The following is a 26563-nucleotide window of genomic DNA, read 5'->3' as shown; positions in this document are numbered from 1 at the left end:
GGCTTCGGTGGCAGAGGGGTATGTATCCGTTGAATCATCCGAGCAAGGCCTCCTGCGGGCCGGTCGCGGGGCGCGCCGACGCGGCGCGCCCCGCGACCCCGAATGCGCCCGAAAGGCACGTCCCGGTGGGCGTGTACGTTCGGGTATGGATATCCACGACGCGCTCGCCGACTTCGACCGGCGCGACTGGCAGACTGAGACCGACCTCGACCCCGTCCGGTTCGCCATGGTCGGGTTGGGGTGGTGGACCCGCGAGGAGGCCATTCCGGCGGTCGCCGACTCCGAACTCTGCGAGACGAGCGTCCTCGTCAGTAGCGACGCCGAGAAGGCCGAGGGGGTCGCCGACGAGACCGACGCCGACGCCCGCGCGCTCACCTACGACGACTTCCACGACGGCGAGGCGACCGACGACTACGACGCGGTCTACGTCTGCACGCCCAACGCCACCCACCTCGAATTCGCCGAGTCCGCGGCCGAGTTCGGCAAGGCAGTCCTCTGCGAGAAGCCGATGGAGGCCACCGCCGAGCGCGCCCGTCGGATGGTCGAGGCCTGCGAGGACGAGGTGCCCCTGATGGTGGCCTACCGGATGCAGACCGAACCCGCGATACGCCGCGCCCGCGAACTCGTCGCCGACGGGGCTCTCGGCGACCCAGTCCTCGTCCACGGCCACATGTCCCAGCGGTTGCTGGAGATGATTCCGGACCCCGACCAGTGGCGGCTCGACCCCGACCTCGCCGGGCCCGGCGCGTCGGTCACCGACCTCGGCATCTACCCCCTCAACACCGCGCGGTTCGTCCTCGACGCCGACCCCGAGGCGGTCTCGGCGTTCGCGCGCTCCGAGGACGAGGCGTTCGACGACGTTCCCGACGAGCGCGCGACCTTCCAGGTCCGGTTCGACGACGGCACGCTCGCGGCCTGCTCGGCGAGCCAGCACGCCCACGAGGGCGGCCACCTCAAGGTCGTCGGCACCGAGGGCGAACTGACCGTCGAACCCGCGTTCATGGGCGGCGCGTTCCGGGGGTTCGCGCTCGAAGTCGGCGAGACGAGCGCCGACGTGGAATACGAGCGGAGAGACCAGATGTTAGAGGAGTTCGACTACTTCGCCCACCAGCTCCGGACCGGCGGCGAGATTCTCCCGGACGGTCGCCACGGGCTGGTGGACGTGGAGGCCATCGAGGCCGTCTACGAGAGCGCCGAGGAGGGGTCAGTGGTGGAGGTGTGACCGCTCGATAGCGCGCCGTCACGCGACCGTCTGGGAAATTCGATATATCGAAAAGAGATTTATTCGGTTCAACCCAGCACGTACCGGAGCTTGGGGTAGCGCTCGACCAGCGTCTGGCCGCCCACGTCGATCTTCTCGATGAGCGCGTCGAGTCCCACGATGCGGCCTGCGCCGAACGCCGCGACCGCGAGGAACACGAGCATGTACGCGAAGTCGCCGTTGATGATTCCGTGGCTCACGTCCCAGTTGCCGAAGTAGAACATGAGCATCATGAACGCGCCCCAGAACGCGGCGAGTCGGACGACCGCGCCGACGATGAGGGCGAGTCCGATGAGGAGCTCTCCCCACGGGACCGCGACGTTCACGAACTCGACGAACCACGGGGTGTTGCCCATCGCGGCGAACACGCCCGCCATCGGGCTGGCGTCAGGGACCGCGCCGGTCAGGTAGCCAGCCGCGCTGAACGGCTCGGCGGCCATGATCTTGTCCCAGCCCGAGTAGAGGAACGCGTACCCCATCATGAGCCGTAGCGCGAGCACGAACCACGCGCTCAGGCTGTGGGCCTTCCCTCGGACGGTCACCCCGCCGATAGTGCTCTCGAACTGATTCGCCCCGCCGATCTGTTTGGTTGCCATCGTCGGTCACCTCACATGTGAAGCAAGGATTCGGGAGAACATATAAGGGGAGAGCGATTCCCAGAACCCTGGAATCGGTAGACGGAGGCGATGAAGCTGGCGAGGTCCTCCGAGTGTCAGTCGGCGTTCACGGGACACGACTCCTCGGCGTACTCGACCTGCGCCACCGACTCGATGGGGTCGTCGCCGCACACCGGACACTCGGGATTCCGCCGGAACTCGACCTCCTCGAAGCTCATCGCCATGGCGTCGTAGAACACCATCCGGCCGTCGAGGAGGTCGCCCGCCCCGAGTAGACACTTCACGGTCTCGGTCGCCTGAATGCACCCGACGGTGCCCGGCAGGACGCCCAGAACTCCCGTACTCGCGCAGTCGGCGATCATCCCCTCGGGCGGCGCTTCGGGGAACAGACACCGGTAACACGGCCCCTCGGTCGTGAAGGTCGTGACCTGCCCCTCGAACTTGTAGATGGCACCGTGGGAGAAGGGGGTGCCCGAGAGCGTGCAGGCGTCGTTGACGAGGTAGCGCGTCCGGAAGTTGTCGGTCGCGTCGACCACGAAGTCGTAGTCCGAAATCAGGCCCTCCACGTTGTCGGGTTCGACGCGAGTGTCGTGGGTCCGCACGTCCACGTCGGGGTTGAGGTCGGCGACGAAGTCGGCCGCCGACTCGACCTTCGGACGCCCAACGTCGTCGTCACCGTGGATTATCTGGCGCTGGAGGTTGCTGAGTTCCACCACGTCGTCGTCGGCGACCCCGAGCGTACCCACGCCCGCGGCCGCGAGGTACTGGATGACGGGCGCGCCGAGGCCGCCCGCGCCGACGACCAGCACCGCGGCGTCGAGGAGGGCCTGCTGGCCCTCCGGGCCCACCTCGTCCATGATGATGTGCCGGGAGTAGCGGTCGAGTTGGGTCGGGTCGAGCGAGAGGCTCATGCTTGATGGTTGGGCGGTTTCGGGTATAAATCCGCGGTCGCTGTCGTGGTCGCGGATGCAGTTGCGGTTGTGGTTTCGGTCGGAGTTACTGGCTCTCGTGCGAGTCGCAATTGTACTCCTTCGACGCCGCATCCGAACCGCCGACCACGTCTCTCGTCGAGCCACTGAAAGCGCTAACAGCAACGACGACTGCAAAGCCCTCCGCAGAATCGCACCGCTCGCGGGGCGAAAAAGAACGAAAATGGGCGCAAAGCGTGCAGTTTCGGTCGGTTACTTCGCGCGGCCCTGACCGCTGTTGTTGCTCGGGCGGGTGTGCTCGGTGCCCGTGCCCTTCTGCTGGAGGCCGCGGTTGCTCTGTCCCGCGCTGGTCAGGCCGCGGTAGGCCCGACCCTTGTGGGCGTCGTCGCAGATCCAGTTGAGGTCGTCGTCGTTCTCGATGGCCGGATGCTCGGGGTCGAGCAGGATGACCTCGAACCACTTCTGACTGCCGTCCTCGCCGACCCAGTAGGAGTTGAGGACGCGGAGGTTTCGGTACTTCCGGCTCGAACGCTCCTCGGCGATGCGCTGGAGGTTCTTGCGCCGGTAGATGCGGTTGACGCCTTGGCGCTTCGAGCGCCGACCGGCCGTGAACCGCTTCTTGCGGGCCGAGCCCTTGCGGACGCTGACGCGCGCCACCACGACGCCCTGCTTTGCCTTGTAGCCCAGTTCGCGGGCCTTGTCGAGGCGGGTGGGGCGTTCGATGCGCTCGATAGCGCCCTGCTTGCGCCACTCCTGCTTTCGCTGCCACTGGAGTTCGGCGAGATCGCCGTCGTCCGGGTCCTTCCACGCTTCCTTGATGTGGGAATAGAAGCTCTTTGCCATGTGTATCACCACGGGCGTTGGGTGGTTCAGCGCCCGAAACGCCGACGTTTCGAGGGCCACATCCCGTCCTGCGGCCGCGGGCGCGCAGTTCTGCGCGCCCGCGGCCCACAGGTGCCCGCTGGTGCCCGTTCCCCAGCGAGTCACCCGATATTTCTCGTCGTTCGGGTTTAAGGCCTTCGTCTTCCGTTGCAGACGTTCCCGTCGCTTGCGCTCGCCAATCCCGGATTTCGACCGTATAGCTGGCCGGTAACTAAGGACGCTCCCGCCCTACTCGTCTCCATGACGCTCACCCAATCGCGTCGCGAGTGCATCGCCGACCGACCGACGCGGCCAGCGGGGGGTCGATAGCATGGCGATTCTCGAACTCGCCATCGCGTTCTTCGTGCTCGCGCTCATCGCGGGGGCGCTGGGGGCTGGCGGCGTCGCGGGGCTCTCGATGGACATCGCCAAGTGGCTGGTGATCGCGTTCCTCGTGCTGGCGGTCGTGTCGCTAGTCCTGTGACCCGTAGTCGCCGACCGTCTCGAACGCGCTCTCGGCGATGTCGGCCGCCAGCGCCGCCGAGTCCACGTTCTCGACCATCAGACGGGGGTACTTCCGCCGGAAGTATCCGACCACGTTCTTCACGTCGCGTTCGAGGAACTCCTCGGCGTTCTCGTGGTCGGTCGGGGTGGCCTGGGGCCAGTCGAAGATGGTGATGCCCTCGCTGTTGACGAAGACGTTGTACTCGCTCATGTCGGCGTGGACGTACCCCTCCTCGTAGGCGGCGGCCATCTCCGAGAGTATCAGGTCGAGGACCGGGACCACCTGCTCGTCTTCGAGTCTCGTCCGCGAGAGCTCGACGCCGTCTATCTTCTCCATCACGATGGCGTGGCGGTTGTGGTCGACGGGTCGAGGGACCGCAACGTCGGGATAGAGGGTTTCGAGCGCGTCGTACTCGCGCTCGGCCGCCTTCCGGGCGGTGTAGAGCCACGAGACGTGCTCGCGGTCGGAGGTGTAGTCGCGCTCTTTCATCACTTCCCGGAAGTTGGTGAACCCCTCGCGGTGGTACTTGAGCGCTAACGGTTTGTACGACTGGACCTCGTAGACGTCGCTCTCCTTGCCCACCCCGAGGGGGGCGCCGAACCCCTCGATGGACTCGCGCTCGGCGAAGGTGTGGAGCGCGAGCGCGTCGTACCCCTCGAACTTGAGCCGATAGCCCTCGTACTGTATCGTCTTGCGCTCTACGAGGTCGCGGTCGAGACACCTGTCGAGCCGGTAGTCGACCTCCTCGGGGGTGAGCCGCGCGAACTCCGGAATCTTCTCGCGAGCGACCCACTCCGAGAACCGCATGCCCTGCTCGACGCCCGACAGCAGGTGGAAGTCCTCGGGCTCCAGCTCCCGCAGCATGCCCGCGACGTTCTGGACCATCACCTCCGCCTACACGCCCGCCGGGTAAAAGCCCCGCGCGTCGGCGGCTCGCCGACCGCGTCACGCGACCGCCGCCCGCATGCCATAAACTACTATCCGATATACCAAATGTCGCGCGTCCGGGGGACGGGGACGCTCGCTCGACCCCGCGGAAGAAGCGGTGCAGGTGCGGAAAAACCGGCGTCTCGCGATTCGCCGGTCGAAAGGTGTCGAACGTCGGGGCGGTTCAACGGGTCGTTTCTCGGACCCTTCCCCCGACGGTTCCGGCCCGCTCGGTCAGCGTCCGAAGATGGCGGTGAACTGCGCGGAGTCGTCGGTCGCGCCGTCGAGCGCGTCCTGCACTTCCGTGCGGACCGCGCCCGCGTCCACGTCGAGTTCCTCGTGGAGCACGTACAGCGTGAACCGGTACTCGTGGGTCTCGCCCTCCGGCGGGCACGGTCCCCGGTATCCCACGTCGCCGAAGTCGTTCTCGCCCTGCTTGGCCCCGCCGAGGTCCGGGACTTGCTCGCGGGCCGCCACGCCCTCCGGGAGCTCGACGGTGTCGGCGGGGACGTTCCAGAGCAACCAGTGGGTGAAGGTTCCCGCGGGCGCGTCGGGGTCGTCGACCACCACCGCGAGCGCCGCGGCGTCGCCGGGGACGTTCCCGACGGTCAACTCGGGGGAGACGTCTTCGCCCTCGCAGGTGTACTTGGCCGGAATCGATTCGCCGTGTGTGAACGCCGGGGTGCGAAAGGAGAGTTCGGACATGGGTGGCCCTCCAACGTTCCCACTCGCCGTCGGCCCTGATAGCCGTGGCGGCCTATCGGTCGTCGGCGGCGTCGGCGGTCGACCCTTCGCTCGTGCCGAACAGGGTCGCGCACACGTACGCCCACGTCCGGCTCCGCTTCGCCCGCTTGTTGCCGAGTCGCTTCGTCCCCATACCTTTTTAGGCGTACCTAAAACACTTAACTCTTGCCGTCGCGTTCGCGGGGCGGGTCTTCGCAACCCACTTGGTCGCCTCGCGCGAACCCCCGGGCATGGCGCTGTCCGACCGCGAGTGGCGGCTGATTCGCGAGGAGTCCCGCCGCGGACCGATGAACATGGCGCTCGACGAGATCGCCGCGGAGACGGCCGCCGAGGGCGGTCCGCGGACCGTTCGGGTCTACCAGTGGGACCCCAGCACTCTCTCGCTGGGCTACCGGCAGGAGCCCGAGACCGTGGCGTGGGAGTACTGCGACCGCGAGGGAATCACCGTCACCCGGCGACCCACCGGCGGCGGCGGCATCTACCACGACCGCCGCGGTGACATCTCCTACTCCATCGTCGCGCCCGCCGACGAACTCCCGGGCGACCTGATGGACACCTACGAACTGCTCTGCGAACCCGTCTTCGACGCGTTCGACCGACTCGGAATCGACGCCCGGTTCACCGACGAGAAGCTTCCGGCCATCCACCAGCCAGCGTGCTACCTCCGGGAACTCCACCCGGCCCACGACGTGGTGGCCGGAGGCTCGGCGGCCGGAGCCGCCTCGTCCGACCGTGGCGGTGGGCACGCGCGCAAGATATCCGGAAACGCCCAGTACCGCCGGAAGGACGCGGTCATCCAGCACGGCTCGCTGAAGTTCGACCTCGACGCCGAGCGCCACCTCGGGGTCTTCTCGGCCCCCGACACCACTCCCGAGGAGTTCCGCGAGCGCGTGACCACGATGCGCGAGCAGGGTCGCGCCGCGCGCGACCCTGCTCGCGAGCGAGGGGGACCGAGCCGCGAGGAAGCGGTCGAGGCCGTCGAGGAGGCCCTCCGAGAGTGGGCCGACGCCGAGGAGGGGTCGTGGACCGACGACGAGCTGTCGCGGGCGCGCGAGCGAGCGGCGGAGAAGTTCGAGAGCGACGCGTGGGTCCGGGAGCGCGAGGACCCGACGGAATAGCGCTACTCTTCGCTGTGAGAATGGTCCGACGGCTCTCGGGGCGGCTTGAACCCGAGTCGTGCAAGCAACTTCCGAACGGACGCCGGGGCTTTGTGTGACCGATGACCGTTCGGATCGTTGTCCTGAACGTCAGCCATTAGTATTCGATTCGCTCTATCGTCGCCGGAGCAATAAAACCACTGCCAATACTGGAACTGATGAGCCGACCACGAGTGCGATTCGAGAGGCCGAACTGTACATCGTATAGAGACTGATTACGCCTGCGAGTACGATTGCCGCCGTTCCCGAGAGCAACAATGAGTGAGTGACGAAGAGGTAGAAACCGTTCTGCTCATTCCACGCTTCTTGGCCGGTAATCCACAACTGATAGTCGTAAAGTAAGCGCGAATACCATTCGTGACGGTCGTATTCTCCCTGGTGTGACTCAATCCGGCGTTGATGTCCGATACCAGGATACGTTCGCGTCATCGTATACGTCCCGATACCGAAAAGCACTGAGAAAAGCAGTGAAACCACTCCGAGACCGACGACCCCGTGAATGTACCACGGAAGGGTGAGGAATTGGGGGAGATTGCCTAGTGACCCTGCGGAAAGTAATAACCCGAGGACGATAACTGCACTCCGAACCGACCACAGTGCTTTGTCGTCCATATCCTCTTGGACGGATAACTGGTGGTCGAGAACCTCACGAGATTCCTCACAAGCTGACGCTAATACGTCTCTCTCCGCCGTCTCCGGAGCTCGTGTGTTCGTCTTCTGTTCCTCTTTCGACATTCGGTGTTTGGTGCATTCGAACCCGCATATTTGTAGCTATTGATATGTGGGTGGATGCGGCACTCCGAAAGGCTCCGATCAGAACCCGAACGTCTCGGGGTCGTCGCCGAACTCCTCGACGATGGCCTCGTGAACGTCGGCGACCGGCGGGGTGTCGCGGGTCGGGTCCAGCGGGTGTTCGCCCACCCACTTGTACCGGACCACGCCGTCGGTGTCCACGAGGAAGCACGACCGGCGCGACCGCGCGGCGACCTTGAACACGCGGTAGGTCACGCCGAACGCGTCGGAGATGGCGAGGTCGGTGTCGGCGTACAGCGGGAAGTTCAGGTCGAGGTAGTCGATGAACTTCCGGTGGGTGTAGGGTCGGGACTTGCTGACCCCGACCACGCGCACGTCGTCGCCGCTGGCGAACCAGTCGTAGTCGCGGAACGAACACCACTCCTCGATGCAGTCGGGGCTGAAGTCGTTGGTGTAGAACGAGAGCAGCACCGGTTTCTCGTCGTAGAGCTCCGACAGCGTCGCCTCTGCTCTGTCGCCGTCGGGACGGACCAGCGTCTCGGTCACGTCCGGAACCCGCTCGCCGACCGCCAACCCGCGGGAATCGCTCATGGCGATGGGGTGTCACCGAACCGACTTAAGAATTCGCTCCGGCCGCCTTCGAAGCCACTATACCCCCAGAATCCCTGCCAGCACACATGAACGTCGGAGCGCACGTCTCCATCGCTGGCGGCCTGGACAACGCGATAGCAAACCAGATCGAGGTCGGGGGCAACTGCGGTCAGATATTCACCCACTCCCCGCAGGTGTGGCAGGACCCGAACATCGGCGAGGGTGAGGCCGACGCCTTCCGCGACGGCTCGGCCACCGAGGACCTCGGCCCGTGGGTCATCCACTCGTCGTACCTCGTGAACCTCTGCACTCCCAAGGAGGGCCTCCGCGAGAAGTCCATCGACAGCATGCAGAAGGAGGTCGACGCCGCCGACAGACTCGACATCCCGTACGTCAACGTCCACCTCGGCGCGCACACCGGCGCGGGGGTCGAGAACGGCCTCGACAACGCCGCCAGCGCGCTCGACGAGCTCGACATCCCCGACGGCGTGACAGTCCTCGTCGAGAGCGACGCTGGGAGCGGCACCAAGCTGGGCGGGGACTTCGAACACCTCGCGGAGGTGCTCGACCGCTCCGAGCAGGACCTCGACGTGTGTCTCGACACCGCCCACGCGTTCGCGGCGGGCTACGACCTCTCCAGCGAGGCGGCCGTCGAGGAGACCGTCGCGGAGTTCGACGACGTGGTCGGCCTCGACCACCTGAAGTACGTCCACCTCAACGACTCCAAGCACGAGTGTGGCACCAACAAGGACGAACACGCTCACATCGGCGAGGGCCTCATCGGCGAGGAGGGCATGCGGGCGTTCGTCAACCACCCCGCCATCGAGGACGTGCCGCTCGCGCTGGAGACGCCCCACGAGGACGGCCGGGGCTTCGCGTGGAACATCGAGAAGGTGCGGGAACTGCGCGGCGAGAACTGACGGCCCACATTCTTTCGGATTCGGCCCGAGCCACCGGTATGCGCTCGCACTCGCGACGACCCTTCGAAATCGGTGACGCCGAATCAGGGAACCGCGAACGCCAGCATCCACAGCGTCGCCATCCCGGCGACCAGCGTCGCCGCGATGTCCTCCGTGCGCCACGCGACCGCGGCCGCGACCGCGCCCGCGAGCAGGCGCGGGTTCGCGGGCGTGAACGCGACCGCCCCGTCGGCGTAGACCAGGTCCGGCGCGACGAGCGCCGCCAGTACCGCCGCGGGGACGAACCGGAGCGCGCGCTCGACGCCCTCGGGAACGTCGTCGAGACGGCCGAACAGCGCGATGAACGAGAACCGGAACGCGAACGTTCCGACACCGGCCGCGAGGATGACCGCCCAGAGCGCGAGGGAACCGTAGTCGGTCCCGGCCATCTACGCCACCTCCTCGACCAGCAGGCCGGTGACGATGCCGACGACCGCGGCGGTTATCAGCCCGAGATTGTACGGGAGACCGTTGGCAACGACGGCGACCCCGCCGCCGACGAGCGCCGCGGCGGCGGTCGCGCGGTCGGTCACCGCCGGGACGAGCACGGCGAGGAAGACCAGCGGGACCGCGAAGTCGAGCTGCCAGCCGTCGGGGACCCCGGACCCGAGCGCGATGCCCGCGACGGTGGCCATCTGCCACACCACCCAGAGGGGAACCGCCACCCCGAGGTAGTACCACCGCCGGGAGGTCTCCTCGTCGCGCTCGAACTGCAACAGCGAGACGGCGTAGGCCTGGTCGGTCAGCAGGTACGACAGCCCGGCCTTCCACCTCGCCGACTGGCGCGCGAAGTACGGCGCGATGGACGCGCTGTACATCACCATCCGGAGGTTGATGACCAGCACCGTGAACACGACCACGACCGCGGGCGCGTTCCGACCGACGAGCTCGGCGGCCGCGAGCTGGGAGGCCCCCGCGAAGATGACGACCGACATCGCGAGCGCCTCGACCGCCGGGATGCCCGCGCCGACCGCGGCGACGCCCGCGACCATGCCGAACGGGACGATGCCGAGCAGGATGGGCACAGAGACTCGAACGCCCGAGAGGAAGTCCGTGCGTGGTGACGACACTACCGAACCGTAGGCCCGCGAGGCGGTATCAACCTTGGCTTCGCGGCGAACTCCGGGCGGGCGCTCTCAGAGCGCCCGCCCGGAGGAGTGGAGGAGTGTCCGGAGGAGTGGAGGAGTGTCCGGAGGAGTGGAGGAGTGTCCGGAGGAGTGGACGGATGTCCTGAGGGGTGGACGGATGTGCTCGTTTCCGCGCGCGACCCACCCGCGACCTCGACTCCTACCTACGCCGGAAGGCCGCGAACGCAGTCGCCGGGCGAGATTCCCCGCTCGTCGGCCCACCCCGCGTTCGTCTCGACCACGAACCGGCCGGGACCGGACGCCGACTCGTACGTCAGGTAGTACTCGACGGCCGAGTCGGGGGCGTCGAGCGTCTCGATTCTCGTTATCTCGCCGTCCTCGGAGACGAACAGCACGTCGAGGGCGAAGTCCATGTTCCGCATCGCGATGCCCTTCGACCCCGGCTCGTCGTACGCCAGCACCAGTCCCTCGCCGGTCCCGAGGGAGTCGGTCCGGCTCAGGCCGACGTACCGCTCGGTGAACGTCTCGGCGACGCCGACGGTGAGGCTCCCTTTCTCGGTGTCGTCGCAGTCGGTGACTCCGAGCCCGCGGTCGGGGTCGACCGCCCCGCCGACCGGGAGCAGTCCGGTGTGGAACAGGACCACCCCCGCGACCACGGCCACTCCTACCGCTCTGAGGGCGTACTGCGTCGCGTCCGTTCGGTTCACGAATGGGCCTCTCGGGGCCATCGCCTAATCTCTGTCGTCGTTCGGCCGGGACGAGAACGCTCGCCCGAATCGTCCCACTTTTCCACCCCCGGTCCGTAGCCCGACCGAACACCGTGCGACAGTTCTCCGCCGACTACCTCCGGGACACCCGCCGGGGGATGTGGGACGACCGCGAGGCGCTCGCCGACCTCGAACTCGCCTCCCGCGAGCGGGTCCTCGACGTGGGATGCGGCACGGGCGAACTCGCCCGCGTCCTCGCCGAGGAGTGCCCCGGCGAGGTGGTCGGCTGCGACGCCGACCGCGACCTCCTCCGGGTCGCGAGCGGGCGCGACGGTCCACCGGACCGTCGCGCCCTCCCCGTGGTCGCGGGCGACGCGCTCCGGCTTCCGTTCGAGGACGACGCCTTCGACCTCGTGGTCTGTCAGGCCCTGCTCATCAATCTCCCCGACCCCGTCGCCGCGGTCGCGGAGTTCCGGCGGGTCTCCGCCGACCTCGTGGCGGCGGTCGAACCCGACAACTCCGCGGTGTCGGTCGAGTCGACCGTCGACGCCGAGAGCGACCTCGCGGCCCGCGCCCGCCGGGCGTACCTCGACGGCGTCGAGACCGACGTGACCCTCGGAGGCGAGGGCGTCCGAGAGGCGTTTGCGGAGGCCGACCTCTCGGACATCGCGACCCGGCGGTACCACCACACCCGGACCGTCGACCCGCCCTACGCCGAGCGCGACCTCCGGGCCGCCCGCCGGAAGGCCAGCGGCGAGGGACTGGCCGACGACCGGCCGACTTTGCTCCGCGGGGACCTCTCGGTCGAGGAGTACGACGACCTCCGGACCGACTGGCGCGAGATGGGTCGGGACGTTATCGACCAGATGCGCGAGGAGGAGTACCGGCGGGCCGAGGTCGTCCCGTTCTACGTGACGGTCGGGTCGGTCTGACACCTAAAGACCTATCAGAATCGGTCCTGTCGGTTCCCGTATGGACCCCCGAGTACGCGAGCACGCCCGGACCATCGTCGAGCACTCCACGAAGATAGAACCGGACGACGACGTGATGGTTCGCGCCCCGCCGGTCGCCGAGGACCTCGCGGTCGCCGTCGCCGAGCGCATCGGCGAAATCGGCGCGAGCGCCTCGGTCTCGCTCAGGAGCGCGCGGGCCAACCGGGCGTATCTCCGGTCGAGCGACCCCGAGGACTTCGACACGCCCGACCACCTCCTCGCCATGATGGAGGAGACCGACGCGTTCGTCCTCGTCAAGGGGTCGCGAAACACCGCGGAGATGAGCGACGTGCCCACCGAGACGCTCTCGGCGTACCAACGCGTCAGGCAACCGCTTCAGGACGCCAGGATGGGCAAGCGGTGGGTCGGCACCCAGTTCCCCGCGCCGGGCGACGCCCAGAAGGCCGAGATGTCCACCGAGGAGTACGAGGAGTTCGTCTACGACGCGGTCAACAAGGACTGGGACGCCCAGCGCGAACACCAACAGCAGATGGTCGAGATTCTCGACCCGGCCGACGAGGTCCGCATCGTCTCGGGCGAGACGACCGACCTCACCATGAGCGTCGAGGGGATGAAGACGGTCAACGACTACGGCGAGAAGAACCTCCCCGGCGGCGAGGTGTTCACCGCGCCCGTCCCCGACTCGGTCGAGGGCGAGGTCCTGTTCGACAAGCCGCTGGTCCGGCACGGCCGCGAGATAGAGGACGCCTACCTCCGGTTCGAGAGCGGCGAGGTCGTCGACCACGACGCCGCCAAGAACGCCGACCTGCTCACCTCCGTGCTCGACACCGACGAGGGGGCGCGCCGTCTGGGCGAACTCGGCATCGGGATGAATCGGGACATCGACCGATTCACCTACAACATGCTGTTCGACGAGAAGATGGGCGACACCGTCCACCTCGCGGTCGGCCGCGCCATCCGCGAGTCGGTTCCGGAGGGCCGACCGTACAATCAGAGCGCGACTCATGTGGACATGATCGTGGACATGAGCGAGGACTCGTACATCGAGGTCGACGGCGAAGTGGTCCAGCGAAACGGACGGTTCCGGTTCGAGGACGGCTTCGAGGGCTGAGTAATCATTTCGAGACTGGCGGCGCGCGTCGAATCGACGCGCGCCGCCAGTCTCCGAACCCGTTTCGGTCGATGACGCAACCGCCCGAGTCAGCCAGCGGACCATCCACCGGGAGCGAACCATCCACCGGGAATCTGCAGGTGAGACCTCCCACCTGGAATCTGCAGGTGAGACCTCCCACCTGGAATCAGTCGGTGACACTATCCACGAGGGCGGGACTGAAAGGGGCCGCCCGGTCGCGCCCGAAGGGCGGGGTCGTCTCCGCGGGCCAGTATCCGCGCCGCGCGGTGTTGGAAGGCGCGGATATCCCGCGGAGCGACCGCGACCGGGCGGGGGCTTTCGGAGCCATCACGGCAGTGGCTTCTGAGGTGGTTCGTAGCGGGCGGGGGCTTTCGGAGCCATCACGACGACTGCTCTCGCGGTTCGAAGCGACCCGAGACTTTACGTACGAGAGCGCGGCCATACCCGTCGTGACCTGAAACACCGCCGCGCGAGCGGTCGAGGCGGGAGCGCTGTGCGCCCTCGCGCGGACGAAGCACGGCCTGTTCGCCATTCGCCATTCCACGCCGAGTCCCGACTACACCACGTCGCCCCGGACGGTCGCGCCCTCTTGGCGCTTCCGGTAGGACTCGACCGCGTCTGCGGCCTCGTCGGTCTCCTCGGGGTCCATCCCGAGCATCTCCAGCGCGTCGGGGAGCGTCGGGAACGCGAGTTCGCTCTCCCGTAGCTTGCGGAGCGCCTCGTCGCTGCGCTGGCCATCTACCCACAGGCAGACGCCGCGAGGGTCCAATATCTGCTCGTACGTCTCGCGAGCGATGGCTCCTTCGAGTCGCTGGGTGACGTTGTCCTCGAAACTGGAGTTGCAGACTTCGAGGTGGACGGGGTCGTCCTCGGGCAGGAGGTGTGCGGCCAGACACTTCTCCGGCGCGGCGTGGCCGCTGTCGTTGACGCGGATGTGTTCGGGGAACGCCTCGGCCCACTCCGCGCGAACCGTCTTGCCGACGCCCTCGACGCCGTGGGACTTCCGGAACTCCGCCTCGCGGTCGGCGTCACCGCCCAGCAGGATGTCCTTGGTGACGTACACGTCGAGGCGCTCTATCGGGTCGAGACCCAGCGCGACGTCGCCGTACACCCACACCTCCCGGACCGGCACCGGCATGGTCTCGTCTTCGACGGTGGATAGTATCTCCTCGATGCGCTGGATGGCCTCGTCTCGGTTCATCGACTCAGGGTTCGGGTTCGCGGGGCAAAACGATGACGCGTAGCGTCGCGTATCGGGCGGAACAGGTGTCTATTTATATCGTGTTCCGATAGATAGTCGGATATGACAGCGACGGTTCTCGTCGTCGACGATTCGGGGTTCATGCGGCAGATGCTCACTGACATCCTCGAAGCGGAGTACGAAGTCGTCGGGACGGCATCGACCGGCGTCGAAGCGGTCCAGCAGTTCGAAGCGAAGTCCCCCGATGTCGTCACCATGGACGTGATGATGCCCGAGAAGAACGGTATCGAGGCGACCGCCGACATCAAAGCGACCGGCACGGAGACGAAGGTCGTCATGTGCACGAGCGTCGACCAGAAAGAGAAGATGAAAGAGGCGGTCCGGGCGGGTGCCGACGGCTACGTGACGAAGCCTGTCGACGAGGCGGACGTACTCGGAGAGCTTTCGAGCGTGCTCGACTGACCGCCGCGTCTCAGTTCTCGACGGTCACCGGTTGCTGGTCGTACTTCTCGCGGAACTCCTGGAGCAGTTGGCCCATCTTGGCGTACCAGTCGTTGAGCATCCGTTGCATGTCGTCGGCGACCTCGTCAGGATCGGTCGGCCGGTAGACGTGGTAGTAACCGCCCTGCTCGTAGTTGACCTGCTCCTTCTGGACGAACCCCGCCTGCAGGAGGCGCTGGATGGACCGGTAGGCGGTCGAGCGCTCGCGGTCCACCCGGTCGGCAAGCTCGTCTATGGTCAGGGGCTCGCTGGTCTCGACGAGGACCCGGAAGCACTCTCGGTCGAGTTCCTTCAGTCCGTGGATGCACTCCAGCAATCCCTCACACTCCATGTCCCTCTGGAGGTATTCGGCCATCGAATCGGACATTGCTATCTATCCGCGCCTAGGTCACACGCACGTAAAATGCTTTGCATAGTGCGTACAACACTGTCGAGGGCGAGCGATTCAGCCGTGAACCGACGTGAGCGACCGTCCGAGGAGGATGGCCAGCCGCCACCAAGGGTGCTTTCGATATCGGCGTACCTGCCGCGTTCACGAACGCGATGGCGACCGACCTTGGTGCGGTCGCCTCGCTCGACGATACGAACGGGGACGACGCCCGACAGCCGCGCTGATCTCCCGTCCCGTCGGTCTTCTTCGCCCGCTGCGTCGAACGGTCTTGTGCTGTTTCCACATTGGCAACCAGCATTAAGTCCCTCGACCCCCTACTTCCGCCGATACGATGCCTGCGAAAGTCACCCCGGAGCGGCTGGCAGACATGCTCGACACCGGCGAGGAGTTCGTTCTGCTCGACACCAGACCCGAGGAGAGCTACGAAGCGTGGCACGTCCCCGGCGCGGAGCACTTCCCGTTCGACGCCGAGGAGTCGCTGAGCGACGGACGAACGGACGACATCGACGCCCTCCTCGACGGGCACGACCGAATCGTCACCATCTGTGCGAAGGGCATCTCGTCGGACCACTTCGCCGACGAACTCGGCGACGCGGGCTACGACGACGTGGCGGTCGTCACCGGCGGGATGGAGGCGTGGAGTCAGGTGTACGAGACCGTCCCCGTCCCGACCGAGGGGCGAGCCCAGATTCTGCAGGTCCAGCGGCGCGCGAAGGGGTGTCTCGGCTACGTCGTCGCCGACCCGGTGGCGGGCGAGGCGGCGGTCGTCGACCCGACCCGCCACGCCGCGGAGTTCCGCGCGCCCGCCGCCGAGCGCGACTGGGAGATAACGCGCGTGTTCGACACCCACGTCCACGCCGACCACGTCTCGGGCGGGCGGAAACTCGCGGAGGAACTCGGCGTCCCGTACCACCTCGGCGCGGCCGCGCGCGAGCGCGGGGTCGAATACGAGTTCGAGCCCCTCGACCGCAACGAAGTGGTCGAGGTCGGGGACGTGCAGATAAAGGCAGTCGGCGCGCCGGGCCACACCACCGAGATGGTCAACTACCTCGTGGGCGACGAGGCGCTCCTGACGGGCGACACCCTGTTCGTGGACTCGGTCGGCCGGACCGAACTGGAGTTCGGCGACGACGCGGCCGCCGAGGGCGCGCGGATGCAGTACGAGTCGCTCCATCGCACACTGCTCGCCGAACCCGATACCGTGGCGGTCCTGCCGGGCCACGTCGACGTGAACAGCGAGGGGGAGTTCTCCGAGGGCAGGCCGGGCGAGCCGGTCGCCTCCACGGTGGGTGACCTCCGGACCGGCCTCGACCTGCTCGGACTGAGCGGAGACGAGTTCGTCGAGCGCCTGACCGACGCCGACCACGAGAAGCCGCCCAACTACGAGGAGGTCATCGCCATCAATCTCGGCATCGAGAGCGTCGAGGCCGACGAGGCCACCGAACTGGAGATGGGACCGAACCGGTGTTCGGCCTGACGCGACCACTCCCGCTCCTGACAGGCTCGCCGATTCCGAACCGATTTTACGTTCCCGTTTCCAACGCAGTGGACGGAGAAATTCCCACCGGAGGCAACGTTTGCTTACCTATCTCGAATTCCTGTCGGTCTTCGTCGCGCTACCGGCCGGGGCACTGGCCGCGGTCGTGGCTCGCCGAACGCGACGACCGCGGCGCGTCTTCGCTGGCGTCGCGTTGCTGGTCTGCATCGCGGTCTCCTACACGGCTCCGTGGGACAGCTACCTCATCGGACGCGGCGTCTGGTCCTACGGCGAGGGGGTCGTCGCGGTTCGGTTCGCCCGCATCCCGCTCGGCGAGTGGCTGTTCTTCGGGCTCCAGACCGCGCTGACCGGCCTGTGGTACTACGCGCTCGCCCACCGTCTCGCTGTCCATCCAGAACCCGGCGTCCCCGAACACCCGAACGCTCGTCGCCACGGACTGGTCGGCTGGACCGTGCTGGCGGCGCTCGGCGTCGCGCTCGCGTCTGCATCGTCTGGGACCTACTACCTCGGGGTGATCCTGCTCTGGGGGGCCCCGGTCGCGGCGTTCCTGTGGGCGGTCGGCGGGCCGGTCGTCTGGCGCTACCGGCGACTCGTCGCGGCCGCGGTCGCCGCCCCGTCGATCTACCTCTGGGTCATCGACCGCTTCGCCATCGGGTCGGGACTCTGGACGATCTCCGCGGCTCACAGCAGCGGCGTTCATCTCCTCGGCCTCCCCGTCGAGGAGGCGGTCTTCTTCCTGCTGACGAACGTGCTTATCGTACACGGCCTCTTGCTGTTCGACTGGACGCTCGCCCGTGCGGACGACCGGGGACCGAGCCACGCGCTCGACGGACTGCTACCGGGTGTGAGACGACTGATACTGGACGCAGGGAGGATGGGTCGACGATGGCGCTGACCGAGGGGACCCGGCGGACCCCGGCGGTTCTCCGCGTCGCGGGTCGCCCGGCGTGGGTCGCGCTTGCCGTCGTCGTCGCTCCGTTCGCGGTCGGCATCGAGGTGTCGCCGACCGTGCGCTACCTCCCGTTTCTCGCCAGTCTCGTCGTCTTCGGGCTCCCCCACGGCGCAGCCGACCACCTCGCCATCGCCCGTCTCGGGGGTCGTCGCCCCTACCTCGCGGTCGGGGCGGCCTACCTCGTCGGCGGCGGGGCCTACCTCGTGGCGTGGCTGGTCGCACCCGACGCGGCGTTCGCTGGCTTCATCCTGCTGACGTGGTACCACTGGGGGCAGGGGGACCTCTACTTCCTGCTGGCGGTCGACGGCGAGCACCTCCGAACCCGGGCCCAGCGGGTCCTCGCACTCGCGGTCCGCGGCGGGATTCCGATGGTCGCGCCCTTGGTGGCGTTTCCCGACGCCTACCGAGCGGTCGCCCGAGCGACCGTCTCGCTGTTCGACCCGGCGGTCGCCGACGCCTTCGAACCGGCCTTCCAGCCGGGGTTCCGGTTCGCGCTGGGCGGCGGGCTGGCCGCGCTCTCGGTCCTCGGGCTCGCGCTCGGTGCCGCCCGGGCCGATTCCGGGTGGCGGATCGACGCCGCCGAGACCGGTCTCCTGTGGGCGTACTTCCTCGTCGTTCCGCCCGTGTTGGCGGTGGGTCTCTACTTCTGCCTGTGGCACTCGGTGCGACACGTCGTCCGACTGGCCGTCCTCGAAGACGGCGACTCGGCGTTCTCCGGCGGCGTCCCGGCCGCGCTGGCACGGTTCGGCCGGGACGCCCTCCCAAACACGGTCGGGGCGCTCGTCGTCCTCGGGGCGCTGGCGGGCCTCTCGCCCGCGGGCGCGGGACTCGAATCTCTCCTCGGCGTGTACCTCGTCCTGCTTGCGGTGCTCACGCTCCCGCATACCCTCGTGGTTACGTGGATGGACCGCCGCGAGGGCGTCTGGACGACGTGAGGAATCTGGACGGTTTCCTCGGCGGCCGACTCGCTTCGGCGGTTCGGGGGACCGGTGTCTCGCCCCGAGCGCCCGGATTAACAATCTAAAATCTCATAATCATAGCTCTTATTAACTAGAGGGAGATAATTAGCAATATGGCGAAATTCACGCGACGCCGTCTACTCGGTGTGACCGCGAGTTCGATGGCTCTCGGCTCCCTCGCGGGGTGTATCGGGGGTCCGCTGACCGCCGAAGGCGACGAGAAGGACGCGACCGCGGAGGCGTCGTTCTTCGTGTTCGGGAAGTTCGCCTCGGCGGTCGCGGGCGAGACCGCGACCGCCGAGACGCTGGTTCCGGTCGGGCAACACGGCCACGGCTGGGAACCCGGGCCGAAGATTCAGGGTGAGGTCCTCGACGCCGACCTGTTCGTCCACGGCGTCGAGGGGTTCCAGCCGTGGGCCGACGACGTCGCGGCGAACGTCCGGGACGACGGTGGCGACACCGAACTCCTCAGAGTCGGTGAGAACGTGGACCTGCTGGAGATGGACGGCGGCGACCACGAGGAAGACGAGCATCACGACGAGGACGAACACGAGGGAGACCACGACGAGGACGAACACGATGGGACGGAGACGGACCACGAGGGAGACCACGACGAGGAGGAACACGAAGAAGACCACGACGAGGAGGAACACGAAGAAGACCACGACGAGGACGAGGAGGAACACGACCACGCGGGCGAGGACCCCCACTTCTGGCTCGACCCGATACGCGCGAAGCGCGCGGTCGAAACCGTCCGGGAGGGGTTCGTGAGCGCGGACGGCGCGAACGCCGACGCGTACGAGGAGAACGCCGAGGAGTACGCTTCACGCCTCGACGACCTCCACGAGTCGTTCGAGTCGGCGCTCGGTTCGGCGTCGAACGACGTGGTGCTTGTCGCGGGCCACGACGCGTTCGGCTACCTCGCCGACCGGTACGGCTTCGAGGTCGTGACCCTGACCGGCGTCTCGCCCGACGACACGCCGACGCCGAAGGACATCGAACGCGCCCAGCACGTCGTCGAGGAGCACGACCTCGACTACGTGGTCGCCGACCCGCTGGAGTCCCAGACGGCCGCCGACCAGCTCGTCGAGGAGACCGACGCCGAGGAGGTGCTCCCGCTGACCTCGATTCCGGGTCGGACCGAGGAGTGGGTCGAGAACGACTGGGGGTACGTCGAGGTCATGGAGGAGGTCAACCTCCCGACCCTGAAGCGCGCGCTCGGAGCGGAGTGAGAGCCGTGTCGGCCGAATCCACGGACGGAAACCCGACCGACCGCTCCCCGCCGGTCGTCAGCGTCGAGGGCGTCACGTTCGGCTACGGCGACCGACCCGTCCTCGAAGACGTGTCGCTCGACGTCGAACCCGGGGCGTTCCTCGGAATCGTCGGGCCGAACGGGTCGGGCAAGTCCACCCTGCTCGAACTCGTGCTCGGCCTCCGCACCCCCGACGCGGGCAGCGTCGAACTGTTCGGCGAACCGGCGTCGTCGTTCGACGACGGCGAGCGAATCGGCTACGTCGCCCAGAACGTCGCGGGCGCGGCACGCGAGATGCCCGTCACGGTCCGGGAGGCGGTCCGGATGGGTCGGTACCCCCGCCGACTCGTCGGGCGGTTCTCGCGGGCCGACCGCCGCGCGGTCGAGCGCGCGCTCGACCGCGTGGGCATCGCCGACGTCGCCGACCGGCGCGTGGGACGGCTCTCGGGCGGCCAGCGCCAGCGCGTGTTCATCGCCCGGGCGCTCGCCGCCGAGGCCGACCTGCTGGCGCTCGACGAACCCGCCGTCGGGGTCGACGCCCGGTCGCGCGAGGGGTTCTACGACATGCTCGCCGACCTGAACGCCGAGGGGCTGACCGTCGTGCTCGTCGAACACGACATCGGCGTCGTGACGACCCACGCGACCGAGGTCGCGTGCCTCAACCGCGAGCTCTACTTCCACGGCGACCCCGCGGAGTTCGTCGAGACCGACGCGCTCGGCGAGGCCTACGGCGCGAACCACCACGTCCTCCACCACGACCACTCATGACACCGCCAATCGACTACGTTGCGCTCGTCTCGACGCTCTCTGGCCTGCTGGAGTGGTTCCTGACCGACGCGTACGGCCTCGGAATGGACCTGCTCGCCGACCTGACCGGGATTCGGATGCTCGGGTATCCCTACATGCAACGGGCCTACCTCGCGGTGGTCTGCATCGGCGTCGTCGGCCCGCTGGTCGGCACCTTCCTCGTCCACCGCGAGATGGCGATGATCGGCGACACGCTCGCGCACACCGCGTTCGCGGGGGTCGCGGTCGGCCTGTTCGCCAACGCCACGTTCTCGCTGTCGCTGCCGCCGCTGGCGACCGCGCTGGTCGTCGCGGTCGGGACGGCCCTCCTCGTCGAACTGCTGATCGAGTACGCTGGGACGCCGAGCGATACCTCGCTCGCCATCGTGCTGACGGGCGGGTTCGCGGTCGGGAGCGTGCTCATCACCGCCACCGACGGCGGCATTTCGGTCGGCATCGACGCCTACCTGTTCGGCAGCCTCGCGACCGTCTCGAAGGGAAACGTCGGCCTCCTGCTCGCGATGACCGGCCTCGTCGTCGGCGTCGTCGGCGCGACCTATCGGCCCCTGCTGTACGTCACCTTCGACGAGACCGCCGCCCGCGCCGCCCGCATCGACGTGTCGTTCTACAATCGGCTGATGGTCGTGCTGACCGCGGCCGTGGTCGTGAGCGCGATGCAGATTCTGGGGGTCATCCTCGTCGCCGCGATGCTCGTCGTCCCGGTCGCCGCGGCCGCGCGGGTCGCCCGGACGTTCAAGCAGTCGCTTCTGCTCGCGGTGCTGGCCGCGGAGTTCGCGGGCGTCGTCGGCGTCACCGTCTCGTACCACTACGGGCTGGCGGCGGGCGGGTCCATCGTGCTGGCCGCCATCGGCGTGTACGTCGTGACGCTCGCGCTCGGAGCGGTCCCCGACTTCGAGTGGCTGGGACCCGCGAAGCGGTCGGACCGGTCCGACCCCGCGCTCGAAGCCGACGGCGGCGAGGAGTGAGCCGGACCGACCCGACAGTCGTTCGGAATCACCGTTCGATAGGTCCGAACCGGCTATTTTCGGGCGATTCGGCCGCGGTACGGCCGAATCGCCCGCGAGCGCTCGCACTTCGAATCGACCGCCCGCGAAGCCCCGCGGAAACAGATTTGCTATCGCAGTAACCGGTTTACGAGTCCCGAGGCGAAACCGTCAAACGCCCGGAACCGAAAGACTCGCGCGATGGACTGCGACAAATGCGACCGCGAGGCGGTCATGCACGCCGCCTACTCGGGGTTGCACCTCTGCGAGGACCACTTCGTCTCGTCGGTCGACAAGCGGGTCCGCAGGCGGGTGCGCGAGGACAACCTCGTGCCGAGCGACGCCACGCCCGACGACCCCGAGACGTGGGTCGTCGGCCTCTCGGGGGGCAAAGACAGCGTCGTCCTCACCGACATCCTCCATCGGACGTTCGAGCAGGACCCCCGCATCGAACTGGTCGCGCTGACCGTCCACGAGGGCATCGAGGGCTACCGCGACGAGAGCGTGGCGGCCTGCGAGGAGCTGACCCGGGACTTGGACATCCACCACGAGGTCGTCTCCTACGACGAGGAGTTCGGGGTCCGGATGGACGACGTGGTCGAGGACGACCCCGAGAACATGGCCGCCTGCGCGTACTGCGGGGTGTTCCGCCGGGACGTGCTCTCGCGGTACGCCGACGAACTGGGGGCCGACAAGCTCCTGACCGGCCACAACTTAGACGACGAGGCCCAGACCGCGGTGATGAACTTCCTCGAAGGCGACGTGGCCCAGATCGCGAAGCACTTCGACGCCAGCCTCGGGGGCTTCGACGAGCGCGAAACCGTCGGCAGTTCGTCGGCCGCAGAAGCGGCCGACGAACTGCCCACGCGGGAAGCACAGGAGCACTTCATCCCCCGCGCGAAACCCCTCCGGGACGTGCCCGAGAAGGAGGTCGCGCTGTACGCCCACCTCCGGGACCTCCCGGCCCACATCACGGAGTGTCCTCATTCGAGCGAGGCCTACCGCGGCGAGATACAGGAGCTACTCTACGAGCTAGAGGAGAACCACCCCGGAACGCGCCACTCCATCATGTCGGGCTACGAGGAACTCGCGGCGCTGGCGGCCCAGGAATTCGGCGCGCGCGAGGAGGGGCGGGCCGACCTCCGGGAGTGCGAACGCTGTGGAGCCTCCACCACGCGGGACCTCTGTCGGAAGTGCTCGTTGCTCGATGCGCTCCACGCCGCCTGAATCGGAAAAAGCCCCAAAACGTTCTCAGCGGATGACGTCGAGACCGTTGTTCTTCTCGACCTCGTCGGTGCCGCCGTCGCTCTTGGCACCCCACGAGGAACCGTTCGACCCGCCGGTCGAACCGCCCGCGTCGCGCGTGCCGCCGGAGCCGCCGAGGCCGCCGTCCTCGATGTGCTGGCTGGCGTCGAACGACGAGTCGTCGACCTCGGTCATCTGCGCGCGAGACCTGTCGGCCTGCTGTTGGGTTCCCGGGCCGAGGACCTGCGCGCTCTGGACGCCGGTCATGATGGCCATCACGCGGACCTTCCCCTTGTAGTTGTCCTGGATGCGCGCGCCCCAGATGACGTTGGCGCTGGCTTCGAGGCGCTCGGTGATGTTGCTGGCGATTGACTCGGCCTCCTTGAGCGTGAGGTCCGGACCGCCCGTGATGTGGACGAGTCCGCCCGAGGCCCCGCGGTAGTCCACGTCGAGTAGCGGGTGGTTCATCGCGTCGCGGACGACCTCCTCGGTCTTGTTCTTGTCCTGAGTCTCGCCGACCAACATTACGGCGACCCCGCCCTGATTCATGATGGAGGTCATGTCGGCGTAGTCGAGGTTGATGAGGCTCGGCTGGGTGATGGTCTCGGAGATACCCTTGACCGTCTCGGCGATGATCTGGTCCATCACGCTGAACGCCTTGCCGATGGGCAGGTTCGGGACGTAGTCGAGCAGGCGGTTGTTGTCGAGCACGATGATGGAGTCGGCCTCGTTGCGGAGCTTTTCGAGCCCCTCCTCGGCCTTCACCGTGCGCGCGCGCTCGACGTTGAACGGGGTCGAGACCATCCCGACGACGATAGCGCCCTGCTCTTTGGCGATCTTCGAGACGACGGGTGCCGCGCCCGTGCCCGTGCCGCCGCCCATGCCCGCGGTGACGAACACGAGGTCGGCGTCGCCCAGCACCTCCTTGATGGTGCCCTGGGCCATCTCGGTCGCGCGCTCGCCCATCGAGGGGTCGCCGCCCGCGCCGAGTCCGTTGGTCAGGGACTTGCCGACCAGTATCTTCGTGTCGGCTTCGATCATCTTGAGGTGTTGCTTGTCGGTGTTGATGGCGACGGTGTCTGCACCCTCGACGCCGATGTTGTAGAGCCGGTTGACGGTGTTGTTGCCCGCCCCGCCACAACCGACGATGACGATTCGGGGGTCTCCGAACTCGTCGCCCTCGGTCGATACGTCCATCTCGCGGCTCTCCTGCTCGGCGTTCTCCAACGCGTCCTGAACGATGTCCTGCATGATTACACCTTCGCCCACGACCGCTTGCTCGTCGTCTGGTCGGTCGTGTCCTCTTGCTCGTTCAACATGTCTCGAACCGCGGCCCGAATCGCCTCGCTACGGTTCGGGAACTCCCCGGTCTCGACCATCTGTTCGACCTCCTCGATCTGCTGCTTCGGTATGCGTAGTGTCACACGCTCCATGTTTCGTATTCCCCTTTGAGGTAAGACGGCACGCGGATGCTCACGCAACCCGTCTTACGCCGTGCGGGCCGTCAGCGCGACTTTTCTTGCTTTCGGCCCGACGTGTAAGACAACCGTCTTACGTAGGCTTACCCACATAGTCAAAAGTTAAATAGCTAACGGCCGTAGTAATACACTGTCTTACGAGCGGTCCAGCACGTCGGCCGCGGGGGTTCGCCTGCCACAGCTCGGGCAGAACCCCCAGTCGGAGCGCACTTCGTCGCCGCACTCGCAGAACACCCGACGGGCGGTCTTCTCCCCGCAGTTGGGACAGTATACGTGGTCGTCGGACAGCGACTCACCGCACTGACCGCACGCGCTCTCGGCGTCGTTGCGCTCGCCGTGGCCGTCCGACCTGCGCGCGTTCGACGACCGCTGACGGTCGTCTGCGCGCCGCGGCTCCGCGTCGGCGTCGCTCGCACGGACCGGCGCGTCGGTTTCGAGCGTGACGGTGACGTTTACGTCCTGCGCGCGATCTGCGCGGGCCGCGCGCGCCTCACGGGTGCGCGGCCGCGCCGCCTCCCGCGCGGCGAGTCGCTCGGCGACGAGTTCGTCCACGCGCTCGGCGAGCGCGGCGTCGAGGCTCTCGTCGGCGTCGGAGGACTCCGACGCCGACTCGGCCTCACGGTCGAGGTACGCCCGGAGGGCGTCGCGCATGACCTCGCTCTTGGAGGCGTCGAGCGCCTCGATGCGCTCGATGAGGTCCTCGTCGGCGCGGAAGGTTATCTTGCTCATCTGCCGTTCGTTTCAGAGTCGTACCCCTCGGTACTTGAATCTTCCCGAGCGTCTGACGTGCGGGTGACGCGGCGGGCGCGACTCGGGCATCGCGGTCCGGTCGTGCGGTTCACCCGCGAGCGGCCACCGAATAATAACCCTTAAGTCCGGTAGGGCACCTACGTGGAAATGCATCCGCCCTTAGCTCAGACTGGTAGAGCAGTCGACTGTAGATCGACTTGTCCCCCGTTCAAATCGGGGAGGGCGGACTTCTTCGGCGTTCACAACGCGCGAGCGGAGCGAGCGCCGTGAACGCCGAGAATCATACTCCGAGCCGATTTGAGCCTGTGAGTCGCAGGCCCGGACCGGCGCGAAGCGCCGCATGCCCGGAACGTCTCACAACGTTCAAATCGGGGAGGGCGGACTGATTTCTCTCGGCGCAACGCGAGGGAGCGAAGCGACCGAGCCGCGCCGAGAGATCAGCATCCCCCGACATTGCTTTGATTATTGTCTCTAATAGTGTGGATTTATACTACGACTTTACTTTTGATTGGTATATGGAGGAGATTCCTCCCTCGACGGTCTTTGAGATAGATGAGGAATCGTCTGTAGCTTTTGAAATTGCATTTAGCGCACTTATCGCGACAGCAGTCCTCGGCTTTCCCAGCAGTGGACTTGCATATAGTGGTTTGAAACTCATTGTGATTGGACTTCTGGTTGTAACACTTACAAGATGGATGGCGGTTTTCGGTCAGTATGCTAATTCCGTTCTTGTTCTTAACCGAACAACTCATTACATCCTATCTGTGACTTATGTTTCGATCCTCTACCTATTTTCCGTACTTGCTAACTGGATAACTGTAACACTACCGTTAGAGCTACCTTCTGTATTCTATCTTGGAATGAGCGTAGTAATGTTCTTACTTGTGTTCATCGCTATTCAAGAATTAGTGTTTAAAGATTTGCTACTCTATACGGCTTTACTTTCGTATAATAACTACCAGAATAGCGATATTAGGAGCTATCAAAAACGATTTGAGAGATTTGGGAGACTATCCCTCAAACTCTCTCAAGCAGAGAAAATACCACCTAGTTTGAATTGGCTCCGTTACGCTAATTTCGAGAATAATACGACCATTGCCTCAAAATGGATATATTACATATCAATGGGTTTGGTAGTGGCATTCTTTATTGGATTATGGGGAACTGTGAGTCTACTATTGAGTCAAAATATTGCTACTGGAGTGGTTTTGTTTGGTGCGATTATTCTTAGAACACCCATTAATTTTCTCTACTCTCGATACGGACTTAATCCGCTTGAAACTGAGTTATCTACTAAGGCTGAATTAGCAAGTATTATCACTGGTTTCATATATGCGACTTTACTAGTATAACGAACGTCTT

Annotated in this window: 30 protein-coding genes and 1 tRNA gene; 16 read left to right on the top strand and 15 right to left on the bottom strand. The window is 66.4% G+C overall.

Translation table 11 applies throughout. The features are described 5' to 3' along the window. The first annotated feature begins 145 nt into the window (after positions 1-145). Positions 146-1222: a D-xylose 1-dehydrogenase Gfo6 gene (gene gfo6, locus NGM10_RS05935; protein ID WP_253482897.1), complete on the top strand. Its 1077-nt coding sequence runs from the start codon at positions 146-148 to the stop codon at positions 1220-1222. A 68-nt stretch (positions 1223-1290) separates the two neighbouring features. Here the strand turns inward: gfo6 and NGM10_RS05930 are convergent, their stop codons facing one another. From NGM10_RS05930 to NGM10_RS05920, 3 genes are all read right to left on the bottom strand, one after another. Continuing rightward, a complete protein-coding gene (locus NGM10_RS05930) occupies positions 1291-1857 on the bottom strand; it encodes a DoxX family protein (protein ID WP_253482895.1) in 567 nt (188 codons plus the stop codon). Between the two features lie 116 nt (positions 1858-1973). Next, complete coding sequence (gene ubaA / locus NGM10_RS05925) at positions 1974-2789, bottom strand: SAMP-activating enzyme E1 (protein ID WP_253482892.1); 816 nt, start codon at positions 2787-2789, stop codon at positions 1974-1976. Positions 2790-3059: 270 nt separating this feature from the next. Next, on the bottom strand, positions 3060-3650 hold the full coding sequence (locus tag NGM10_RS05920; protein WP_253483772.1) for a 50S ribosomal protein L15e: 591 nt from the start codon (positions 3648-3650) through the stop codon (positions 3060-3062). Positions 3651-4005: 355 nt separating this feature from the next. Here NGM10_RS05920 and NGM10_RS05915 point away from each other — a divergent pair, with 355 nt between their 5' ends. Continuing rightward, positions 4006-4152, top strand: a complete 147-nt coding sequence (locus NGM10_RS05915; RefSeq protein ID WP_368408658.1) for a DUF1328 family protein — start codon at positions 4006-4008, stop codon at positions 4150-4152. Here NGM10_RS05915 and NGM10_RS05910 read toward each other — a convergent pair. Both NGM10_RS05910 and NGM10_RS05905 read right to left on the bottom strand, forming a co-directional pair. Then, a complete protein-coding gene (locus NGM10_RS05910) occupies positions 4141-5058 on the bottom strand; it encodes a serine/threonine-protein kinase RIO2 (protein WP_253482887.1) in 918 nt (305 codons plus the stop codon). The two genes, NGM10_RS05915 and NGM10_RS05910, sit on opposite strands and share 12 nt — an antisense overlap. Positions 5059-5334: 276 nt before the next feature. Beyond that, the gene (locus NGM10_RS05905; protein WP_253482884.1) at positions 5335-5805 is read right to left on the bottom strand and encodes a YbhB/YbcL family Raf kinase inhibitor-like protein; all 471 of its coding nucleotides are present in this window, start codon (positions 5803-5805) and stop codon (positions 5335-5337) included. Between the two features lie 269 nt (positions 5806-6074). Between NGM10_RS05905 and NGM10_RS05900 the strand changes: the two genes are divergently transcribed. Then, entirely contained in the window at positions 6075-6962 is an 888-nt protein-coding gene (locus NGM10_RS05900; RefSeq protein ID WP_253482881.1) for a lipoate--protein ligase family protein, read from the top strand. A 153-nt stretch (positions 6963-7115) separates the two neighbouring features. On the opposite strand, the gene NGM10_RS05895 is transcribed toward NGM10_RS05900, so the two are convergent. Continuing rightward, on the bottom strand, positions 7116-7736 hold the full coding sequence (locus NGM10_RS05895) for a hypothetical protein (protein WP_253482878.1): 621 nt from the start codon (positions 7734-7736) through the stop codon (positions 7116-7118). A 78-nt stretch (positions 7737-7814) separates the two neighbouring features. Then, positions 7815-8345 (bottom strand): redoxin domain-containing protein, encoded by a 531-nt coding sequence (locus tag NGM10_RS05890; protein ID WP_253482875.1) that lies wholly within the window; start codon positions 8343-8345, stop codon positions 7815-7817. 86 nt (positions 8346-8431) lie between these two features. Here NGM10_RS05890 and NGM10_RS05885 point away from each other — a divergent pair, with 86 nt between their 5' ends. Continuing rightward, the gene (locus NGM10_RS05885) at positions 8432-9265 is read left to right on the top strand and encodes a deoxyribonuclease IV (RefSeq protein ID WP_253482873.1); all 834 of its coding nucleotides are present in this window, start codon (positions 8432-8434) and stop codon (positions 9263-9265) included. 83 nt (positions 9266-9348) lie between these two features. On the opposite strand, the gene NGM10_RS05880 is transcribed toward NGM10_RS05885, so the two are convergent. The 3 genes from NGM10_RS05880 to NGM10_RS05870 form a co-directional block, all read right to left on the bottom strand. Beyond that, a complete protein-coding gene (locus tag NGM10_RS05880; protein WP_253482871.1) occupies positions 9349-9693 on the bottom strand; it encodes an AzlD domain-containing protein in 345 nt (114 codons plus the stop codon). Beyond that, a complete protein-coding gene (locus NGM10_RS05875) occupies positions 9694-10374 on the bottom strand; it encodes an AzlC family ABC transporter permease (protein WP_253482869.1) in 681 nt (226 codons plus the stop codon). It lies immediately after the preceding gene. 221 nt (positions 10375-10595) lie between these two features. Further along, complete coding sequence (locus tag NGM10_RS05870; protein WP_253482867.1) at positions 10596-11099, bottom strand: DUF192 domain-containing protein; 504 nt, start codon at positions 11097-11099, stop codon at positions 10596-10598. 113 nt (positions 11100-11212) lie between these two features. Between NGM10_RS05870 and NGM10_RS05865 the strand changes: the two genes are divergently transcribed. Both NGM10_RS05865 and NGM10_RS05860 read left to right on the top strand, forming a co-directional pair. Next, positions 11213-12031 (top strand): class I SAM-dependent methyltransferase, encoded by an 819-nt coding sequence (locus NGM10_RS05865; protein WP_253482865.1) that lies wholly within the window; start codon positions 11213-11215, stop codon positions 12029-12031. A 40-nt stretch (positions 12032-12071) separates the two neighbouring features. Further along, positions 12072-13163 carry an aminopeptidase gene (locus NGM10_RS05860; protein WP_253482862.1) on the top strand — a complete coding sequence of 364 codons (1092 nt, stop codon included), beginning with the start codon at positions 12072-12074 and terminating at the stop codon, positions 13161-13163. A gap of 577 nt (positions 13164-13740) precedes the next feature. Here NGM10_RS05860 and NGM10_RS05855 read toward each other — a convergent pair. After that, on the bottom strand, positions 13741-14385 hold the full coding sequence (locus NGM10_RS05855) for a DUF7095 family protein (protein WP_253482859.1): 645 nt from the start codon (positions 14383-14385) through the stop codon (positions 13741-13743). A gap of 102 nt (positions 14386-14487) precedes the next feature. Between NGM10_RS05855 and NGM10_RS05850 the strand changes: the two genes are divergently transcribed. Further along, entirely contained in the window at positions 14488-14847 is a 360-nt protein-coding gene (locus NGM10_RS05850) for a response regulator (protein WP_253482856.1), read from the top strand. Between the two features lie 10 nt (positions 14848-14857). On the opposite strand, the gene NGM10_RS05845 is transcribed toward NGM10_RS05850, so the two are convergent. Continuing rightward, positions 14858-15253 carry a helix-turn-helix domain-containing protein gene (locus NGM10_RS05845; protein WP_253482853.1) on the bottom strand — a complete coding sequence of 132 codons (396 nt, stop codon included), beginning with the start codon at positions 15251-15253 and terminating at the stop codon, positions 14858-14860. 355 nt (positions 15254-15608) lie between these two features. Here NGM10_RS05845 and NGM10_RS05840 point away from each other — a divergent pair, with 355 nt between their 5' ends. The 7 genes from NGM10_RS05840 (at position 15609) to ncsA (ending at position 22955) form a co-directional block, all read left to right on the top strand. Further along, positions 15609-16754, top strand: a complete 1146-nt coding sequence (locus NGM10_RS05840) for an MBL fold metallo-hydrolase (protein WP_253482851.1) — start codon at positions 15609-15611, stop codon at positions 16752-16754. Positions 16755-16854: 100 nt separating this feature from the next. After that, on the top strand, positions 16855-17670 hold the full coding sequence (locus tag NGM10_RS05835) for a lycopene cyclase domain-containing protein (RefSeq protein WP_253482849.1): 816 nt from the start codon (positions 16855-16857) through the stop codon (positions 17668-17670). Then, the gene (locus NGM10_RS05830) at positions 17661-18662 is read left to right on the top strand and encodes a Brp/Blh family beta-carotene 15,15'-dioxygenase (protein WP_253482847.1); all 1002 of its coding nucleotides are present in this window, start codon (positions 17661-17663) and stop codon (positions 18660-18662) included. Before NGM10_RS05835 ends, NGM10_RS05830 begins: the two co-directional genes overlap by 10 nt. Positions 18663-18799: 137 nt before the next feature. After that, complete coding sequence (locus tag NGM10_RS05825) at positions 18800-19918, top strand: metal ABC transporter substrate-binding protein (RefSeq protein ID WP_253482845.1); 1119 nt, start codon at positions 18800-18802, stop codon at positions 19916-19918. 5 nt (positions 19919-19923) lie between these two features. Then, positions 19924-20706, top strand: a complete 783-nt coding sequence (locus NGM10_RS05820) for a metal ABC transporter ATP-binding protein (protein WP_253482843.1) — start codon at positions 19924-19926, stop codon at positions 20704-20706. Then, the gene (locus tag NGM10_RS05815) at positions 20703-21710 is read left to right on the top strand and encodes a metal ABC transporter permease (RefSeq protein ID WP_253482841.1); all 1008 of its coding nucleotides are present in this window, start codon (positions 20703-20705) and stop codon (positions 21708-21710) included. Before NGM10_RS05820 ends, NGM10_RS05815 begins: the two co-directional genes overlap by 4 nt. Before the next feature lie 219 nt (positions 21711-21929). Next, complete coding sequence (gene ncsA, locus NGM10_RS05810) at positions 21930-22955, top strand: tRNA 2-thiolation protein NcsA (protein ID WP_253482839.1); 1026 nt, start codon at positions 21930-21932, stop codon at positions 22953-22955. 24 nt (positions 22956-22979) lie between these two features. Here ncsA and ftsZ read toward each other — a convergent pair whose 3' ends face one another. From ftsZ to NGM10_RS05795, 3 genes are all read right to left on the bottom strand, one after another. Then, positions 22980-24224 carry a cell division protein FtsZ gene (ftsZ, locus tag NGM10_RS05805; RefSeq protein WP_253483770.1) on the bottom strand — a complete coding sequence of 415 codons (1245 nt, stop codon included), beginning with the start codon at positions 24222-24224 and terminating at the stop codon, positions 22980-22982. Positions 24225-24226: 2 nt separating this feature from the next. Next, complete coding sequence (gene cdrS / locus NGM10_RS05800) at positions 24227-24406, bottom strand: transcriptional regulator CdrS (RefSeq protein ID WP_253482838.1); 180 nt, start codon at positions 24404-24406, stop codon at positions 24227-24229. Positions 24407-24586: 180 nt separating this feature from the next. Further along, on the bottom strand, positions 24587-25180 hold the full coding sequence (locus NGM10_RS05795) for a double zinc ribbon domain-containing protein (RefSeq protein ID WP_253482836.1): 594 nt from the start codon (positions 25178-25180) through the stop codon (positions 24587-24589). A gap of 174 nt (positions 25181-25354) precedes the next feature. On the opposite strand from NGM10_RS05795, the gene NGM10_RS05790 reads away from it, so the two are divergent. Both NGM10_RS05790 and NGM10_RS05785 read left to right on the top strand, forming a co-directional pair. Further along, positions 25355-25428: transfer RNA gene (locus tag NGM10_RS05790), tRNA-Tyr, on the top strand. 288 nt (positions 25429-25716) lie between these two features. Then, positions 25717-26553 (top strand): hypothetical protein, encoded by an 837-nt coding sequence (locus tag NGM10_RS05785; protein ID WP_253482833.1) that lies wholly within the window; start codon positions 25717-25719, stop codon positions 26551-26553. Positions 26554-26563 lie beyond the last annotated feature (10 nt).

The sequence above is a fragment of the Halorussus salilacus genome (assembly GCF_024138125.1).
Lineage (GTDB): Archaea > Halobacteriota > Halobacteria > Halobacteriales > Haladaptataceae > Halorussus > Halorussus salilacus.
Note: the sequence above shows the minus strand (reverse complement) of the source record. Positions and strands in the feature narration are given on the sequence as shown.

Coding starts and splice junctions, on each gene's coding strand:
- NGM10_RS05890 (WP_253482875.1), bottom strand. CDS start 8,345: ATGAGCGATTCCCGCGGGTTGGCGGTCGGCGAGCGGGTTCCGGACGTG.
- NGM10_RS05860 (WP_253482862.1), top strand. CDS start 12,072: ATGGACCCCCGAGTACGCGAGCACGCCCGGACCATCGTCGAGCACTCC.
- ubaA (WP_253482892.1), bottom strand. CDS start 2,789: ATGAGCCTCTCGCTCGACCCGACCCAACTCGACCGCTACTCCCGGCAC.
- NGM10_RS05785 (WP_253482833.1), top strand. CDS start 25,717: ATGGAGGAGATTCCTCCCTCGACGGTCTTTGAGATAGATGAGGAATCG.
- NGM10_RS05900 (WP_253482881.1), top strand. CDS start 6,075: ATGGCGCTGTCCGACCGCGAGTGGCGGCTGATTCGCGAGGAGTCCCGC.
- NGM10_RS05930 (WP_253482895.1), bottom strand. CDS start 1,857: ATGGCAACCAAACAGATCGGCGGGGCGAATCAGTTCGAGAGCACTATC.
- NGM10_RS05825 (WP_253482845.1), top strand. CDS start 18,800: ATGGCGAAATTCACGCGACGCCGTCTACTCGGTGTGACCGCGAGTTCG.
- NGM10_RS05845 (WP_253482853.1), bottom strand. CDS start 15,253: ATGTCCGATTCGATGGCCGAATACCTCCAGAGGGACATGGAGTGTGAG.
- NGM10_RS05815 (WP_253482841.1), top strand. CDS start 20,703: ATGACACCGCCAATCGACTACGTTGCGCTCGTCTCGACGCTCTCTGGC.
- NGM10_RS05880 (WP_253482871.1), bottom strand. CDS start 9,693: ATGGCCGGGACCGACTACGGTTCCCTCGCGCTCTGGGCGGTCATCCTC.
- cdrS (WP_253482838.1), bottom strand. CDS start 24,406: ATGGAGCGTGTGACACTACGCATACCGAAGCAGCAGATCGAGGAGGTC.
- NGM10_RS05895 (WP_253482878.1), bottom strand. CDS start 7,736: ATGTCGAAAGAGGAACAGAAGACGAACACACGAGCTCCGGAGACGGCG.
- gfo6 (WP_253482897.1), top strand. CDS start 146: ATGGATATCCACGACGCGCTCGCCGACTTCGACCGGCGCGACTGGCAG.
- NGM10_RS05920 (WP_253483772.1), bottom strand. CDS start 3,650: ATGGCAAAGAGCTTCTATTCCCACATCAAGGAAGCGTGGAAGGACCCG.
- NGM10_RS05910 (WP_253482887.1), bottom strand. CDS start 5,058: ATGGTCCAGAACGTCGCGGGCATGCTGCGGGAGCTGGAGCCCGAGGAC.
- NGM10_RS05795 (WP_253482836.1), bottom strand. CDS start 25,180: ATGAGCAAGATAACCTTCCGCGCCGACGAGGACCTCATCGAGCGCATC.
- ftsZ (WP_253483770.1), bottom strand. CDS start 24,224: ATGCAGGACATCGTTCAGGACGCGTTGGAGAACGCCGAGCAGGAGAGC.
- NGM10_RS05830 (WP_253482847.1), top strand. CDS start 17,661: ATGGCGCTGACCGAGGGGACCCGGCGGACCCCGGCGGTTCTCCGCGTC.
- NGM10_RS05850 (WP_253482856.1), top strand. CDS start 14,488: ATGACAGCGACGGTTCTCGTCGTCGACGATTCGGGGTTCATGCGGCAG.
- ncsA (WP_253482839.1), top strand. CDS start 21,930: ATGGACTGCGACAAATGCGACCGCGAGGCGGTCATGCACGCCGCCTAC.
- NGM10_RS05855 (WP_253482859.1), bottom strand. CDS start 14,385: ATGAACCGAGACGAGGCCATCCAGCGCATCGAGGAGATACTATCCACC.
- NGM10_RS05905 (WP_253482884.1), bottom strand. CDS start 5,805: ATGTCCGAACTCTCCTTTCGCACCCCGGCGTTCACACACGGCGAATCG.
- NGM10_RS05840 (WP_253482851.1), top strand. CDS start 15,609: ATGCCTGCGAAAGTCACCCCGGAGCGGCTGGCAGACATGCTCGACACC.
- NGM10_RS05885 (WP_253482873.1), top strand. CDS start 8,432: ATGAACGTCGGAGCGCACGTCTCCATCGCTGGCGGCCTGGACAACGCG.